Below are 16,071 nucleotides of genomic sequence, written 5' to 3' on the forward strand. Positions count from 1 at the left end.
TGTGATAGCGGGCCTCAAAGCCACCCTGAAGCGCCCCCGGGTGCGGGCCGGGCTGACCATTGCCGGCTTCGCGGTGCTGGCCTTGGGGGCGGTCTGGGCCATCGCCACGATGGACCTCACATGGTCCGACCTGTCGCCCTTGCACCTGCTGCTCAACCTCGCGCTGCTCACCCCGGTCCTGCTGGCGGTTTCGGCGCTGTCGCTGAAGGTGACCTTCGGGGCCATGGGGCGCGAGCTGTCGATCGCCACGTCGCTGCACACCGTCGCCGCCGCCAACGTGGCCGAGCTGCTGCCCTTGCCCGGTGGCGCGCTGGTGCGCGGGGCGGCGCTGGTGAAGGCGGGCGCGCGCGTGGGCGAGGCAGCCCGCGTGGTGCTGCTCACCGCCTTCCTGACCCTCGGGCTCACGCTGGCGCTCTCGGCCTTCGCGCTCGGCCTGCTGACCGACCCGATCTGGCACTGGATCGCCGCCGCCGCGCTTGCGGGCGTTGGCTTGGTGCTGTTCATGCTCTCCCGCCACGCCGCGCCGCGCTACCTGCTGGCGATGGTCGCCGTGCGCCTGCTCTCGCTCTTCGTCACCACCCTCCGGCTGATCGTTGCCTTTGCCGCCCTCGGCACCGCCATCGGCTGGATCGAGGCGCTGCTCTACTCCGCCGCGCCGACCGTCGGGGCGGCGGTTGGCATCGTGCCTGCGGGCCTCGGCATCAACGAAGCCATTGCCGCCGGCCTCGCCACTCTGGTCTCGGGCTCCTCGGCGACGGCCTTTCTCGCCGTTGCGCTCAACCGGGCGCTCGGGCTTGCGGTGGGCGCCGCGATGGCGCTCGGTGGCTCTCTCTGGGGGCCGCGCGCATGAGCGAAAAGCAACTGACCTTCATCGCCTCGGGCGGGCGCACCGGCACCCAATTCTTCGGGGACGTGCTGGGCGAGGTGATTTCCGACTGCCACTCCGAGCACGAGCCCGACATGGTCGCCGGGGCCTCATGGTTGACCCTGCAGCGCATCCGGCGTTTCGGCCTCTGGCACATGGTGCTGGGCCGCTTCCTTGGCCAGACCGGGGTGCGGGTGATCGGCCAGCGCAGCCTCGAGGGCCGGATCACGCCCGAGCAGGCCATGGCCCGCCTCAAGGCGCTGCGCGAGAGCTACCACGCCGGCATAACGGAAAGCCTGGTGATCGAGAGCTACTATGCGTGGTGGATGGTGGCAGACCAGATCCCGCAGGTCTGGCCCGGCGCCCGCGTCGCCGGCATCCTGCGCGACCCGCGCGACTGGATCACCTCCTGGCTGCGCCGCTCCTCGCGCCGCCGCAACGGCGCCCTGACCGAGCGCCTGCCTCCCGGTCCCTTCGAGCCGGGGCGGATCGGAGACGCTTCTGCCGCGCGGCACTGGCCCGCGCTTGACCAGCTCGGCCGCCTCGCATGGGAATGGGGCCAGATCGCGGGCAGCCTCGATCGTGCCGCCGCCGCCTCGCCCGATGTCGAGGTGTTTCGCTTCGAAGATCTCTTCGGCGGTAATGCCGAGGCCCTGTCGCGTTTCGTGAGCTTCGTTTCGACCCATTCCCATGGCCCGGCCCATCAGGTCGGTGATCTATCGGGCGTGACCCGCGATGTGCGCAATGCCTCCACCGGCCCCAAGCAGGGCTGGCAGGACTGGAGCGATGCGCAGGTTGCCGCCGTGGCGCATTTTTGCGGGCCGGGCATGGCGGCGCATGGCTATGGGCTGGAGCCCGAGTGGCAGGAGCGAGTCAGGGCTGCCGGGCCACTGACCCGGTCAGAAGGGTAGCTGCCAGAACCCCGCATAAACCCCGCCCTGCGGCAGCGCGTTTCTGTCCTGCGGGGCATCGGTGCTCCAGACAAGGCGCAGCCGCGTGCCCGCCGGGCCGCTGACGGTGATCGGGCCGTCGATCTCCAGCGTCATGCCATCGCGCATCTCCGCGCCGTCAATCTCAAGCGGCCCGTCGGTTTCGACCCGGTAGCGCCCGGGAATGGGCAGCGCGACCGTCTCGGGCTGACCGCCCAGCACCAACTCGCGCCCGGCCAGCCAGATCACCCCGGAGTAATGCACATAGGTCGCGCGCAGCGCGTCCTGATCCTCGGGCAGCAGCAGCATCGGATGGTGCTGCACCTCCTCGGATGTCAGCGCCTGATGCAGCGCCCAGCGGTTGGCCAGCAGCAGCGGCGGCGCAAGCCGGGCGATCTGCGCGGCCATCACCGGCTGCCCGCCGTCACGATAGCGCTCGATGCCCCACGTCGACATGAAGAAGCCCTCGCGCGGGAAGCTGGCAACCATGGCGTTGTGGTCGATATAGGGAACCGGCTCCGGGAACAGCCGATGCACTTCGGCCAGCGTGGCCCGTTGCAACCCGGCCCCTTCTGACAGCGCCTTGCCCGCCTGCCCCGCGCCGGTGACCAGCATCAGTGCCACCAGCGCGCCCAACGCCGGGCCACGGCCCAGACGGCTGGCGCCGATGGCGGCGACCACCATCATCGGCGGGGTGATGAAGGCGAAGAAATACGGGAAGGCGTTGCGGTAGAAGAGAACCGAGAGAAGCAGCGGCAGCACCAGCCCGAGGCGCACCAGCCTGTCGCGCCGTGACCCGGGAGCGATCAGCCCAAGGAGCGCAAGCACCACGGCCCCGAGGCTCAAGAGCCCCCAGAGCGTGACTTCGCGCTTACGCGGAACCAGTCCGGCATCGAGCAGGGTGCGCGACAGCGCCCGCCCGGCGGTTGCCGAGGTCTGGTTTTCCGGCGCCGCCTCGATGCCCGCCGCGTGCCAGGCATAGAGCCCCACCGCCACGGCCAGCGCGATGACCCCGGCCAGGAGGATACGCAGCACCGCGCCCCTGTCGCCCCAGCGCCATGCGATGGCCGCGAGGAAGGCGGGCAGGTAGAACACCGCCTTCACCGTCACCAGCAGGCCACCGGCACTCAGCAGCGCAACCGCCACGATCTGCCAGGCCGACATTCGGGTGGTCATCATCAGGGCAAGCGCCCCCATCAGCAGGGCCGCCGCGATCGGGTCGGCCCGGAAGCTGGTGCCATGGGCGAGGGCAAAGCCCGACGTCAGGAAGGCGATGACGGCAACATCGGCCGCCTGGCGTCCGGCGAGCCGACGCGAGATGCGATGGATCGACAGCACCGTGCCCGCAAAGAGCAGCGTCATCACCAGCCGCGCCGCCACCATCTGCCCCATCTCGTGGCCCGGCACATGGGCCAGCCAGCCGAAGGCATGAACGAAAACGGTCTGCAGCGGCCTGTTGAGCGTTCCGGCAAGGTTCTCGTGGACCTGGCTCAGAAAGAAGAACTCATCCCAGTTGACGTTTCGCGTCCAGGTCAGGGCCACGAGAACCGTGGCCGCAACAAGTATAGCGCTGCGCAACACGCCCGGGGCGGCGAGCCGCGTCAGCAGCCCCTGCTCGCCCCCAAGCTGGCCGGGGTGGACCGCCTCAGGCGGCATCGGCCGAAAGGATCTTGGCCCGTTTCACGCTATCGCTGCGCGACTGCGGCATCCGCAGCAGTTCGCGGGCCCGGATATCTTCCAGCAGCGAGCGGTTGGCCGCGATCATGTCGGCCAGAATGCCCACCGCGCTCAGCACGGTCGACATTGCCAGCAGCGCGGCCGCCAGCACCAGCGATTGCACATGCCCGCCGCCATCGCCCGCCATGTAGAGCACCAGAAAGCGCCCGATGGCGATGAGCGCCGGCAACGCAAAGATTGCCGCAACCGAAAAGAAGAACGGGATCGGGGCGTAGATCACGAAGACCCGCAGGATCGTCTTGGCCGAGCGGGTCACATACTCGCGCATGCCGCGGAACAGGCGCGAGGGCCGAGTGACCTCGTTGACGCCAACCGGCACCGAGGTCATCGGGATGCGCTTGCGCCCGGCCTGGATGATGGTTTCCAGCGTGTAGGTGTAGGTGTTGATCACGCAGAGCCGCGCCGCCGCGTCGCGCGCATAGGCACGAAAGCCCGAAGGCGCGTCGGGGATGTCGGTGCCGCTCGCCTGCCGCACCACCCAGCTGCCGAGCCGCTGAAGCGCCTTCTTCAGCGGCGAGAAGCTCTCGATCTCGGTGATCGGGCGGGCGCCCACGACGATCTGGGCCGTGCGTTCGAGGATCGGGGTGATGAGCGCCGGAATGTCATCAGCGCAATACTGGTTGTCGGCGTCGGTGTTCACGATGATGTCGGCGCCCAGCGCGAGCGACTCCTCGATCCCGGCCGAGAAGGCGCGGGCGAGGCCGACGTTGGAGGGCATCCGCAGGATATGATCCGCGCCCGCTTCGCGTGCCACCTTTACAGTCCGGTCGGTCGAGCCATCGTCGATCACCAGCACTTCCACGGCCTCGATCCCGGGGATCTTGCGCGGAATAGCCCGGATCGCCGTGGCAATGGTTTCTTCCTCGTTCAGCGCGGGGATCTGTACGATAAGTTTCATCTGGCTCGCCCTTGACTGCATTTGCAGTGTGTTTTGTCGCTTGATAGGGGCAGAATTGTGACCTCAATCCGATATTGTTCGACATTCGTAAACGCCGGATGAACGCCGTTTCCGCGCCGCCGCGACAAGCCCCGCAGCCTCCGGCAGTCCGCCCGTCAGAGCTTGGTGAGGCAGAGGATCAGGGCGGGGAAGGCAACCGTGATGCCCAGCGCCACCGTCAGCACGATGTAGAAGGGCACCTGGTAGCGCATCACTTCGCTGACCGAGCATTTCGCGATGGCGGCGGTCAGGAACAGCAGCAGGCCGACCGGCGGCGTCACGTTGCCGTAGACCAGCGCCATGCAGATGATCACGCCGAAATGCACCGGGTCGAAGCCGTAGCTCACGCCGAGCGGCGCGAAGACCGGAACGAGGATGATGACCGCAGCCGTCACGTCGACGACGCAGCCGATCACCAGCACGAAGCCGATCACCAGCAGCACCGCGAGGGTGGGGCTGTCGGTCACGCCCTGCACCCAGCCGACGATGAGCTGGGGCACCTGCTCCAGCGCCAGCACCCAGCCGAAGATCCCGGCCGAGGCGATGATCAGCCCGATGATCCCGGTGGTGATCGCCGCCTCGCGCATCACCCCGAACAGCTCCGTCAGCCGGACCTCGCGATAGACCAGCACGCCGACGATGGCCGAATAGACCACGGCCACCGCGCCCGCCTCGGTCGGCGTGAAGACCCCGCCGAGGATGCCGCCGATGATGATGACCGGCGCAAGCAGCGCCGCGCTGGCGTCCCGCCCTGCGATCAGACGGGCGCGCAGCGGCGAGCGCTCGCCGCCGCCCCAACCGTGACGGCGCGCCATGATTGCATTGACCGCGAAGAGGCCCAGCGTGATGAGCAGCCCCGGGATGATCCCCGAGAGAAACATCGCCCCCACCGAGACCCCGGCGAGCGAGCCGTAGATGACCATGATGATCGAGGGCGGGATGATCGGGCCGATGGAGGCGCTCGATGCTTCGAGCGCGGCCGCATAGCCCGCCGGGTAGCCGGCCCGCTTCATCGCCGGGATCAAGATAGAGCCGGTGGCCGAGGCGCTGGCCGCGCTCGACCCGGTGAGCGAGGAAAAGATCGTGCTGGCCAGAACGTCGACCTGCGCCAGCCCGCCCTTCCAATGCCCCACCATCGTTTGCGCAAAGTGGATCATCCGGCGCGCCATGCCGCCCCGCTCCATGATCGCGCCGGCGAGGATGAAGAAGGGGATCGCCAGCAGCGAGGTGCTGTCGAGCATGACGAAAATGCGCTGCGGCACCACCGCGAGCGGCAGGTTCATGTCGGAACTGAGCAGGGCAATCGCGCCGGAAATTCCCATCGCCGCGGCCACGGGAATGCGCAGGATGAGCAGGACGGCAAAGGAAATCAGGAGGGGGGCCAGCATCTCAGGTGTCCTCGCTCTGCATCGCGTCGATCTCGCGGTTCAGGAGCAGCCGAACGGCATGCTCGCCCGCAAACAGCGCGGTCAGCAGGCCGAAGATCGGAAGGATGGCCTCGACGTAGGCAATCGGCAGCTGCATCGCCGGGGACAGCGAAGTCCAGTTCAGCTGCATCAGCTGCCATCCCCCCATCCCCAGCAGCGCCGCGAAGGCGATCAGCCCGATGTCTCCCAAAATCTGGAACGGGCGCTTGAACTGCTGCCCGGCGATCTCTTCGAGCAGCGTGATGCACATATGCGTGCCCTGCCGCGCCGCAATCGCCGCGGCCAGCGCCACCATCCAGATGAAGCCGTAGCGGCACAGCTCGTCGATCCAGCCGAGGGAGTTGGAGAAGGCATAGCGCAGCACCACCTGAAGGAAGGTCAGCGCGACGAACACCCCGAAGATGGTCGCCACGATCCAGCCCGTGACCCGTTCGAGTAGTAGCATCCCCTGCCCCCTGAGACGATTGATCAGCGGCGCATGTTCGCACCGCTGATCCGGTTTTGATAGCTGTCGAGAGCGCTCAGGCGAGCAGCATGTCGACCAGTGCCTGCCCCTCGTCGCCGAGGTTCTCGACCAGCGGCTGCCATGTCGGAATCACGATCTCGCGGATCTCGGTCACATCGGGCGTGTTCACCGCGAGGCCGCCGTCCTCAAGGCCCTTCAGGGCCGCCGCGTTGTCGGCCCGCGCCTGCGCACGCTGCGCCTGGAACGCGGCCACGGCGGCGGCCTGAACCGCCTCCTGATGCTCGCCCGACATGTTGCCGAAAGCCCGGTCACCGATCACCAGGTGCAGCGGGTTGTAGAGGTGGCGGGTCAGCGAATAGTAGTTCGAGACTTCGTTGAATTTCTGCTGCGTGACCGCGGCAGGTGTGCCCTCTGCCCCGTCGACAACGCCTGTCTGCATCGAGGTGTAGACGTCGGAATAGGGGATCGGCGTGGGGGCAGCGCCAAGTGCCGCCATCGGCAGAAGGTGAAGCTGTGCCTCGGGCACCCGCAGCTTGAGTCCCTCAAAATCTGCCGCCGTCTCGATTGGCCGCACCGTGTTGAAGACCGAGCGCCAGCCCAGCTCGCCCCAGGCAAGGATGCGCATTCCAGCCTGAGCGGCCAGCGCCTCCGACAGCTTGGCCGAGAAGGCACCGTCGAGCAGCGAGTCTGCATGGGCCTCGTCACGATAGGAGAAATAGAGCGCCGCCGTCACCATGATCGGCGCGATGTTGGCGGTGTAGTCGGGGCCGGAGGAGGTCATGTCGACGGAGCCGAGCTTGATGCCCTCGTAGAGATCGCGCAGGTTGCCGAGCTGCCCGGCAGGGAAGACCTTGACCTCGACCGCGCCGCCGGTGCCTTCGGCCACCCGCGCGGCAAAGTCCTCATAACCCTTGTGGGTCGCGCTGTCGGTCGATTCAATATGCGCCGCCCGCAGGGTGGTTGCAGCCTGGGCCCTGGCGATTATCGGCGCGCCGATAAGGGCCGCGCCAGCCAGGCCGGATTTCAGCATGGTGCGGCGGGTCAGCCCTGACTTTCCAGATGTAAACATTTCGGATCCTCCCGTGTTTCCTCGTCCTGCCCGTGTTGGACGCCAGAGACTTGACAGGCAAAATTGCCCGTGTCAACAGATTGGTTGGACCACTGGACCTCTGAGCCAGCATAACAGCAGACACCACAGCAAGGGGCCCCGGCCATGGCGCATCACACCTCCACCCGGATCGCAGCTTTCGAGGTTTCCGTGTTCCGGGTGCCTCTGCCCGCGCCATGGGTCTCGGCGGCTCATGCCATCACCCATCACGAGCATATCCTCGTCACGCTCACGCTCGAAAACGGGCTCACCGGCACCGGCTGGAGTTCAACCATGGGCAATGCCGGCATCGCGATTGCCGCGCTGGCGCAAAGCTATCTCGGGCCGATGCTGATCGGGCGCGACGTGCATGAGCACGAGGCGCTCTGGCAGGCGCTCTGGAAGCGCAGCCACCAGCCCGGCCCGGGCGGAATTGCCGCCCTTGCTGTCACCGGCTTCGACCTCGCGCTCTGGGATCTGCGCGGCAAGCTCGCCGGGCTGCCGGTGCGCAAGCTGATCGGCAGCGCCACCGAAAGCCTCGATGTCTACGCCAGCGCGGTAAACCTGCACCTCAGCGAGAGCGCCCTCGTGGAGCAGACGCGCCGGTTCCTTGACGCCGGCAACGGCCTGTTCAAGATCAAGGTCGGCCGCCCCGACCTCGACGAGGACCTCTCGCGCATCGCCGCCGTGCGCAAGGTGATCGGCAATCGCCCCCTGATGCTGGACGCCAACCAGCGCTTCAAGCCCGGCGAGGCGCTGCGCCGCATCACCGCCTACGCCCGCTTCAACCCGGTCTGGATGGAAGAGCCGATGTCGCCCAGCGATGTCGAGGGTCACGCCCGCCTCGCCGCCGTCTCCCCCACCCCGATCGCGCTCGGCGAAGAGGTCTCCACCCGCTCCAGTTTCTGGCGCTATGTCTCTTCGGGCGCGGTGCATTATCTGCAACCGAACGTGCTGAAGGTCGGCGGCATCACCGAGTGGCTCAAGATCGCCCATCTGGGCAATTGCGCCAACCTCACCATCGCCCCGCACGGGGCGCTGGAGGCCTCAATAATTGTTGCTGCAGCCATACCCGGATGTTACCCCGTCGAGAACATTGAAGGAGGGAGCTTCATGGATCAGGGCATCGCCCATATCGCGGCCAAACCGGAAAATGGCCGCGTTATCCTGTCCGATGCTCCTGGCCTTGGCGTCGAGTTCGATCACGAAGCACTGGCGCCCCATCTCGGCGCGCCCGGCGACGTCGTTCCTCTACCCGACCCGGCCGACTACTATGCCCGAAGCTGACCCGGCACAGGCTCCGGTCAACCGGACGATCAAGACGGTTCGGGTCTATCGGCAGGTCGCCGACAGCCTCGAAACCCGCATTGCCAGCGGCGAGTTCGAGCCCGGCCATAGGCTCACCACAGAGCGTGACCTTGCCCGCGAATACGGCGTCTCGCGCACCTGTGTCCGCGAGGCACTGCTCGCCCTCGAGATCGCCGGCCTCGTGACGATCAAGGTCGGCTCCGGTGTCTTCGTCCTGCCCCCGCCGGCTCCCGACGAGCTGACCGCCCTGCCCCCCGCCATGCCGGACCAGAACAGCCCCAGCGACATCCTGCAGGCCCGGCTCGCCCTCGAACCCGAGATCAGCCGCCTTGCAGCCACCACGGCGACCACCGAAGACCTCGACGTGATCGACGCCTTCGTGCAGAAGATGCGCGAAGAGCACCGCATGGCCACCGAAACCGAGCACGGCGACCGCGAATTCCACTTTGCAATCGCCCGCGCCACCCAGAACCCGGTGCTGCTCGAGCTTCTGCAACGGATCTGGGAAGAGATGACCGGCCCCATGTGGCAGGCCCTCCAGCGCCACATCCGCACGCCGCTGATGCGGCTGAAATGGATCGAGGACCACGAGGCCATCGTCGCCGCCCTGCGCAGCGGCAGCCCCGAAACCGCCCAATCCGCGATGCGCTCACACATCAGGAATGTGATGGAAACCCTCGACGAAGCCAGGTTTCGGTAGGTCTCAGCCCCCGGGGCGAACGGCCAGAAAATTCCACCGCACGGCCCGCCGGATCTATTGCAAGCGCCCCATCAACTCGGCCGAAATCTCGGAAAGCACCTCTCCAACCAGCCGCGCCGAATGGGACAGGTGGCGGCGGGCGTCCACGACAATGCTCAGGCTCTGCGGCCTGATCCCCGCCTCGTGGATCGGCACGAAGCTCAGCTCGCCCGACAAAAGCTCGGCGATCACATCCATCTGCGAGGTGATCGCCATGAGCTTGCCCTGCTGGAGCACCTGTTTCATCAATTGCTGCGAATTGGTCACCAGCGCCGGTTTGACCGGGTCGAACAGCCAGCCGTAGCGCCTTTCGAGATAGGCCCGGACCGGCAGGATGTGGCTTTGGGCGACGATCGGGTTTTGCGCGGCATCCTTCAGCGCGACCGAGGTGGCGCCCCAGAGCTTGTGGCCCGGGCCGACGACGCATCCGAAGGGCAGCGGGGCGGACCATAGCACGTGGCGGCTTTTATCGGCGGTGAGGTTGAAGGCGATGGCGAGGTCGACCGTGGCCTGATCCAGCTCCTGCGCGGCCTGCTGCGGGGTGAGAATGTCGATCGAGAGGTTGATGCGCGGATGGTCCTCGGCCAGCCTGCGCACCAGCATCGGCAGCACCGAGTTGGAGAGGCTGTCCATCGCCGCCAGCCGCACCGTGCCCTGCTGCTTGCCCTGCATTTCCCGCAGCTCGTCGGACAGCCGGTCTTCATCGGCGCGCCAGCGCCGGGCCAGCAACACCGCGGTTTCGCCCGCCGCGGTGAGCCGCATCCCGCGCGGGTGACGCTCGAACAGGGGCACCTGGCAATCCTGCTCCAGCCCGATGATCTGGCGGTCGATGGCCGAGGCGGCAATGCCGAGGGAGCGGGAGGCGGCCTGTATCGAGCCGAGCCGGGCGACGGTTTCGAGGTAGTGCAGCGCACGGGGGAAGATGTGGAGGGGCATGGGCGGGACCGTTGAGCATTCTAATTTTCAGAATGAACTCTGACCGCGATTGAAATAGATGGCAACGCAGGACTCGCGCTAGCTTTCCCGTGACATCACCGGAAAGCGCCCATGCCACAGCCTGACCACACCTCTATCGACACGCTTAACCGGGCCGCCCCCGAGGAGGCGCGTGCGCTGATGGAGCGGGTGATCGAGCGCTCGCCATGGCTCGCTGAACGGATCGTGAAGGCCCGCCCCTTTTCCGACACCGCCAGCCTTGCCAAGCACATCGCGGCCACCATCACCGGCCTGCCGCGCGAGGAGGCGATCACCCTGCTCTGCGCCCATCCCGAGCTGGCCCCGGCCGAGCCGGAGGCGATGACCAGCGCCTCCCGGCAGGAGCAGGGCCGCCTCGCGCTGGCCGCGCCTGAGGGCGACATTGCCACCCGGCTCGCCGATCTCAACGCCGCCTATCGCAGCCGCCACGGCTTTCCCTTCGTTATCGCGCTGCACGGCCATCAGGACATGGCCAGCGTGATTGCCCAATTCGAAAGCAGGATCGCGGAAGAGACCCCTCGGGAGTTGCGCCGGGGGCTGGGGGAAGTTGTCTCGGTCGCGGCGTCGCGCTTGGTTCGGGTTTTCGGGCCCGCCGACACATCGCCCGAGCCCTATCGGTCGTCGGCGCGCCTCACCCAACCCGGAAAGGGACTGCAATGAGAGAGCTGCTTCTCCGCCTGCGCCGCTCGGAAGATGCCGCGCATCCGCCCCATGCCTGGCTCGGCGCGCTTGGGGGCGTCGGCCTGCTCGCGCTCAGTATCGTCTTCATCCTCGGCGGCTTCGATCTTGGCATCGGCTCGCCCCGCCGCCTTGGCACCGGGGCCTTTCCGGTTCTCACCGGCATTGCGCTGGCGGCGCTTGCCATCGCCATCATCGTGCTGGACCTGCGCGACACCTCGGATGCCGAGCGGCCCGACTGGATTTCGTTTTTCGCCATCGGCGCGGCGCTGGCCGTCTTTGCGGTGATCTCCGAGCGCCTCGGGCTGGTGCCTGCGGTCTTCATCGCCACCGTGGTGGCCAGCCTGCCCGACCCGAGCCTGAAGTTCACCGGCAAGCTGCTGCTCGGGGTCATCATCGCCCTGGGCTGCTGGGGCCTGTTCATCGGGTTGCTCGACCTGCCGTTCCAAGCCTTCAAGGGGGTCTGACCTATGGATATCCTTGCCAATTTCGGTGACGGGCTGCTCGTTGCGCTGCAACCGCAGAACCTGCTCTACTGCTTCATCGGGGTGTTCCTCGGCACCTTCATCGGGGTACTGCCCGGGATCGGGTCGATGGCGGCGATCTCGATGATCCTACCGCTGAGCTTCTATCTGGAGCCAACTTCGGCGCTGGTGATGATCGCGGGCGTCTACTACGGGGCCGAATATGGCGGCTCGATTGCCTCGATCCTGATGAACATTCCCGGCACGCCTTCCTCGTCGATCACATGTATCGACGGCTACCCGATGGCGCGCGACGGGCGCGCCGGGATCGCCCTTTTCGCCAGCGCCATCGCCAGCTTTGGAGGCGGGATGATCGGCATGGTGGTGATGGCGGTGCTGGCCCCGGCACTGGCGTCGCTGGCGCTGAATTTCGGGCCGACCGAGTATTTCGCCGTGATCCTGCTGGGCCTCGTCGCGGCCTCGGCGGTGTCCAACGGCAGCCCCGTCAAAGGGGTGGCCATGGTGGTGGCCGGGCTGATGCTGGGCACGGTGGGCGTGGACATCACCACCGGCGCCGAGCGTTTCACCATGGGCGTGCCCGAGCTGCGCGACGGGGTTTCCCTTGTGATCGTCGCCATGGGCCTCTTTGGGGTGGGCGAGCTGATCGTGTCGATCAAGGCCAATGCCACCGGCGCCCATCAGAACAAGATCGACTACAAGCAGTTCTACCCCAGCCGCGCCGAATGGAAGGCGATGTTTGCCCCGATCCTGCGCGGTGGCGGCATCGGCAGCTTCTTCGGCGCGCTTCCCGGCACCGGGCAAACCGTTGCCTCCGCCGTGGCCTATGCGGTTGAAAAGAAGGTGTCGCGGAGCGCCGCCCGCTTTGGCAAGGGCGCGATCGAAGGCGTGGCGGTGCCGGAATCGGCCAACAACTCGGCCACGCAGACGGCCTTTATCCCCACGCTCACCCTCGGCGTGCCCGGCTCTGCCTCGATGGCGCTGGTAATCGGCGCGCTGATGATCCACGGCATCACCCCCGGCCCCCGCCTTCTGGTGGAACATGCCGACCTGTTCTGGGGCCTCGTCGCCAGCTTCCTGATCGGCAACGTGCTGCTGCTGGTGCTGAACATCCCGATGATCGGCCTCTGGGTGCGGCTGCTGCAAATCCCCTACAAATACATGTATCCGACGATCATCGTGCTGATCTGCATGGGCGTCTATTCGGTCAACAACAATGTCTTCGATATCTGGCTGACCCTCGTTTTCGGCTGGGCCGGATACCTCATGCGCCTGTTCCGTTTCGAGCCCGCGCCGCTGCTGATCGGCTTCGTACTCGGCCCGATGATGGAAGAGCAGCTTCGCCGCGCCATGCTGCTCTCGCGCGGCGATCCGACGGTATTCGTCACCCGCCCGATCAGCGGCATCCTGATCGCCGTCACCATCGGGCTGCTGGTTTACACCTTTGCTTCCGCGCTGAAGGCGCGGCGGCGCAGCCGGGGCGCGATGCGCTCTGCCGAATGATCTTTCCAACCCCTTCCCAGCTTCCACAGAAAGGCCGAATGCCCATGAAAACCTCCGCCCTCCTTATGCTCACCGCCGCCACCATCCTCGGCTCTGCGGCCTGCGCCGAGCCCGGAAAATGGTCCGACGAGCCGGTGCGCATCGTTGTCACCTTCCCGCCCGGCGGCACCAGCGATCTGGTTGCCCGCATCCTCGCGCAGTATCTCGAAAGCGAATACGGACAGAAGGCCGTGGTCGACAATCGCCCCGGCGCGGGCGGCACCGTGGCCGCCGATTACGTGGCCCAGCAGCCCGCCGATGGCACCACGCTGATCCTGGCCAACAACGCCCCCTTCACCATCGCGCCGACCCAGTTTGATAGCCTGCCCTACGATCCAGTTGACGGGTTCACCCATATTGCCAACCTCGGCGCCTCCACCCCCGGCCTCTTCGTGCAGCCCGCGCTGGAGATCACCGATCTCGACGGCTTCATCGCCATGGCCAAGGGTGATGGCATCACCTACGGCTCCTCGGGCGTGGGCTCGATCACCCATATCCTCGGGCAGGCGGTGGATACCGCGCTGGAGATCGAAACCATCCATGTGCCCTATCAGGGCAGCGCGCCCGCCATTCAGGACTTCCGCGCCGGGGTGCTCGAAGCCTTCTACGACTCGATGGCGCAGAACTCTTCGATGATCGAAGACGGCGAAGTGGTGGCGCTTGCCGTTGCCTCGCCTGAGCGGTCCAAGCGCTTTCCCGAGATCCCGACCTTTCGCGAACTCGGCTATGACGTGGTGATCGAGAACTGGACCGGACTTTCCGGCCCGGCGGGCATGGACCCGGAGATGGTGCAGACCATCCACGACTCGGTGGAGGAAATCATGGCGATCCCCGCCGTCATCGAGCAGATGGACCAGTGGGGCATTGCCCATACCGAGATGACCACCGAGGAGTTCAACGGCTTCGTGGCCAAAACCATCGAGGTCTGGCGCCCGCTGATCGAGGCCGCCAAGGTGAACGGGGGCTGAGATGACGACGCTCGCCGCAGCCGATGTGACCGCACGGGGAGGGCTTTTGCCCGTGCGCTTCATCCTCAACACCTTCTATTCCGGCCCGCAGGCCTGGTTCTTTCTGGCCGATGACAACGGCTATTTCCGCGAGGAAGGGCTGGAGGTGACCTTTACCGAGGGCAGCTCGCTGGCCCGCGCCGTTACCACCATGACCAGCGGCGATTATGACGTTGGTTATGGCGACCTCAACGAGCTGGTGCGGATGCAGGCCGAGGGGCGCGCGGATACGCCGGTGGCCGTCATGGCGATTCACAACCGCCCGCCCTATACCATTGCGGTCGATGCAGGCGGGCGGATCAAGAGCGCCGCCGACCTGCCAGGCGCCCGGCTCGTCTCGCACCCGCAGGATGCCGCATGGCTGCTGTTTCCCGAGTTCTGCCGCGCCACCGGGATCGACCCGGAGAGCGTTGAGATCACCATCTCGGAAGACCCCCACAAGGTGATGGTGCCGCAGATGCTTGCCGGCGAGTGGGACGGCATTTTCGGTTTCGTCAACACCGTTGCCGCGCAGGCCATCGAGGCGGGGGTGGACCCGGCTGTGTCGCTGCATCACCTCGCGTGGCACAGCGAGGCCCCGGCCTTCTACGGCGGGGCGATGATGGTGACGCGGGCGTTCCGCGAGGCGCATCCCGAGGCCGTCGCCGGGCTTTGCCGGGCGGTCAATCGCGGGCTGGCCGATACCGTGGCCGATATCGACGGTGCCATCGAGGCCGTCGCCCGCCGCAACCCCGGCATCGACCGCGCCGCCAACCGCGCCCGGCTGATCGGCACGCTGGCGCTGGAGATGGGCGACGCGGCGGCGACCCTTGGCCTTGGCGATGTCGAAGACGCCCGCCTGAGGGAAATCGCCCGCCTCATTGCGCAGGCCAAGGGCTACGCCCACCAGCCCGCGCCGGAGGAGGTGTTTGACCGCAGCTTCCTCGTGCCCGCCGCCGAGCGCGCCCGGATGCCCGCCGCCACGCCGGGGGCATGATGAAGCTCTGCGTTTTCTTCGTTGGAGAGTTGCAGGACGCGGGCTTCAACGCCTGCGCCCTGCAAGGGGCCGAGCGGGTCGCGGCGCTGCCCGAGATGCAGGTGGAGATCCTCGGCGGCGTGCCCTTCGAGCCGCAGGCCATGGCCAACGCCCTCACCGGGGCCGCCGCCCGCAATGACGCGGTGATCTTCATCGGCGGGCAGGGCAACAAGGTGGTGCGCGAGGTTGCCGCCGCCCACCCCGCCAAGGCGTTCGCCGTGGTGCAGGGCGAGGTCACGGGCGCCAATCTTGCCAGCTACGAGGTGTTGCAAGAGCATTCCGCCTTTCTTGCCGGCTGCCTTGCCGGTCGGATGACCCGCAGCGGCACGGTGGCTCATCTCTCGGGCCACCGCGTCAGCCCCGGCCTCAAGGGACGCGCCGCCTTCTGCGCCGGGGTGCGCCACATCGCGCCGGAGACCCGCGTGCTCACCGGCTTTTGCGGTACGCAGGACGACAGCACCGTCACCCGCGCCTGGGCCGAGGCCCAGATCGCCGCCGGGGCCGACATCACCTTCACCATGCTGAACGCCGCCCGTCAGGGCGCGATAGAAGCCTGCCGCGCCAAGGGCACCCGCCAGATCGGCAACGTGCTCGACTGGTGCGCCTCGGACCCGCAGGTCTTCCTCGGCTCCGCCATCGCCCGCATCGACCTCGCCGTCGAACGCGCCGCGGCCGATATCCTCTCCGCCCAGCTTCCCGAGCATGTGCAGACCCTCGGCCTGACGCAAAGCGCCGTTGCCCTCAGCATGGACCCGGGCTTGCCGTCCGATATCACCGAAGACATCGCACAGATCGCCAGTGCGGTCGCCACCAAGGCCCTTCCTGTGCCCACGACCTACGACGGCCCCGAATTCAGCCCCTGACACGGGCGCCGCCC

The 16,071-nt window shown here is 67.2% G+C and carries 16 protein-coding genes; 10 read left to right on the forward strand and 6 right to left on the reverse strand.

The window, feature by feature from the left end; genetic code table 11:
• Window position 1: 1 nt before the first annotated feature.
• Entirely contained in the window at window positions 2-850 is an 849-nt protein-coding gene (locus GTH22_RS11125; RefSeq protein WP_252945268.1) for a hypothetical protein, read from the forward strand.
• Window positions 847-1,776, forward strand: coding sequence for a hypothetical protein (locus GTH22_RS11130; protein WP_252945269.1), 930 nt, complete (start codon window positions 847-849; stop codon window positions 1,774-1,776). The genes GTH22_RS11125 and GTH22_RS11130 overlap by 4 nt, the downstream gene beginning before the upstream one ends.
• Here the strand turns inward: GTH22_RS11130 and GTH22_RS11135 are convergent.
• The 5 genes from GTH22_RS11135 to GTH22_RS11155 all read right to left on the reverse strand — a co-directional run bounded on the left by GTH22_RS11135 (window position 1,765) and on the right by GTH22_RS11155 (window position 7,430).
• Window positions 1,765-3,450 carry a glycosyltransferase family 39 protein gene (locus tag GTH22_RS11135; protein ID WP_252945270.1) on the reverse strand — a complete coding sequence of 562 codons (1,686 nt, stop codon included), beginning with the start codon at window positions 3,448-3,450 and terminating at the stop codon, window positions 1,765-1,767. The two genes, GTH22_RS11130 and GTH22_RS11135, sit on opposite strands and share 12 nt — an antisense overlap.
• A complete protein-coding gene (locus tag GTH22_RS11140) occupies window positions 3,440-4,429 on the reverse strand; it encodes a glycosyltransferase family 2 protein (protein ID WP_252945272.1) in 990 nt (329 codons plus the stop codon). The genes GTH22_RS11135 and GTH22_RS11140 overlap by 11 nt, the downstream gene beginning before the upstream one ends.
• A gap of 155 nt (window positions 4,430-4,584) precedes the next feature.
• Window positions 4,585-5,856 (reverse strand): TRAP transporter large permease, encoded by a 1,272-nt coding sequence (locus GTH22_RS11145; protein ID WP_252945273.1) that lies wholly within the window; start codon window positions 5,854-5,856, stop codon window positions 4,585-4,587.
• Window position 5,857: 1 nt separating this feature from the next.
• Complete coding sequence (locus GTH22_RS11150) at window positions 5,858-6,340, reverse strand: TRAP transporter small permease (RefSeq protein ID WP_252945274.1); 483 nt, start codon at window positions 6,338-6,340, stop codon at window positions 5,858-5,860.
• 76 nt (window positions 6,341-6,416) lie between these two features.
• Window positions 6,417-7,430, reverse strand: coding sequence for a TRAP transporter substrate-binding protein (locus GTH22_RS11155; protein WP_252945275.1), 1,014 nt, complete (start codon window positions 7,428-7,430; stop codon window positions 6,417-6,419).
• A gap of 144 nt (window positions 7,431-7,574) precedes the next feature.
• Between GTH22_RS11155 and GTH22_RS11160 the strand changes: the two genes are divergently transcribed.
• Both GTH22_RS11160 and GTH22_RS11165 read left to right on the forward strand, forming a co-directional pair.
• Window positions 7,575-8,735 (forward strand): mandelate racemase/muconate lactonizing enzyme family protein, encoded by a 1,161-nt coding sequence (locus GTH22_RS11160; RefSeq protein WP_252945276.1) that lies wholly within the window; start codon window positions 7,575-7,577, stop codon window positions 8,733-8,735.
• Window positions 8,722-9,456, forward strand: coding sequence for a FadR/GntR family transcriptional regulator (locus GTH22_RS11165; RefSeq protein WP_252945278.1), 735 nt, complete (start codon window positions 8,722-8,724; stop codon window positions 9,454-9,456). The genes GTH22_RS11160 and GTH22_RS11165 overlap by 14 nt, the downstream gene beginning before the upstream one ends.
• A 54-nt stretch (window positions 9,457-9,510) precedes the next feature.
• Here the strand turns inward: GTH22_RS11165 and GTH22_RS11170 are convergent, their stop codons facing one another.
• A complete protein-coding gene (locus GTH22_RS11170; RefSeq protein ID WP_252945279.1) occupies window positions 9,511-10,431 on the reverse strand; it encodes a LysR family transcriptional regulator in 921 nt (306 codons plus the stop codon).
• A 111-nt stretch (window positions 10,432-10,542) separates the two neighbouring features.
• Between GTH22_RS11170 and uraD the strand changes: the two genes are divergently transcribed.
• From uraD to GTH22_RS11200, 6 genes are read left to right on the forward strand one after another with little or no spacing between them, the layout of a single operon-like run.
• On the forward strand, window positions 10,543-11,130 hold the full coding sequence (gene uraD / locus GTH22_RS11175) for a 2-oxo-4-hydroxy-4-carboxy-5-ureidoimidazoline decarboxylase (RefSeq protein WP_252945282.1): 588 nt from the start codon (window positions 10,543-10,545) through the stop codon (window positions 11,128-11,130).
• Window positions 11,127-11,615, forward strand: coding sequence for a tripartite tricarboxylate transporter TctB family protein (locus tag GTH22_RS11180; protein WP_252945283.1), 489 nt, complete (start codon window positions 11,127-11,129; stop codon window positions 11,613-11,615). Before uraD ends, GTH22_RS11180 begins: the two co-directional genes overlap by 4 nt.
• 3 nt (window positions 11,616-11,618) lie before the next feature.
• Window positions 11,619-13,133 carry a tripartite tricarboxylate transporter permease gene (locus tag GTH22_RS11185; protein ID WP_252945285.1) on the forward strand — a complete coding sequence of 505 codons (1,515 nt, stop codon included), beginning with the start codon at window positions 11,619-11,621 and terminating at the stop codon, window positions 13,131-13,133.
• Between the two features lie 38 nt (window positions 13,134-13,171).
• The gene (locus GTH22_RS11190; RefSeq protein WP_252945286.1) at window positions 13,172-14,140 is read left to right on the forward strand and encodes a tripartite tricarboxylate transporter substrate binding protein; all 969 of its coding nucleotides are present in this window, start codon (window positions 13,172-13,174) and stop codon (window positions 14,138-14,140) included.
• A gap of 1 nt (window position 14,141) precedes the next feature.
• Window positions 14,142-15,155: an ABC transporter substrate-binding protein gene (locus GTH22_RS11195; protein WP_252945287.1), complete on the forward strand. Its 1,014-nt coding sequence runs from the start codon at window positions 14,142-14,144 to the stop codon at window positions 15,153-15,155.
• Window positions 15,155-16,057: a BMP family ABC transporter substrate-binding protein gene (locus GTH22_RS11200; protein ID WP_252945289.1), complete on the forward strand. Its 903-nt coding sequence runs from the start codon at window positions 15,155-15,157 to the stop codon at window positions 16,055-16,057. The genes GTH22_RS11195 and GTH22_RS11200 overlap by 1 nt, the downstream gene beginning before the upstream one ends.
• Window positions 16,058-16,071: the final 14 nt, after the last annotated feature.

It is taken from the genome of Oceanicola sp. 502str15 (assembly GCF_024105635.1).
Classification (GTDB): domain Bacteria; phylum Pseudomonadota; class Alphaproteobacteria; order Rhodobacterales; family Rhodobacteraceae; genus Vannielia.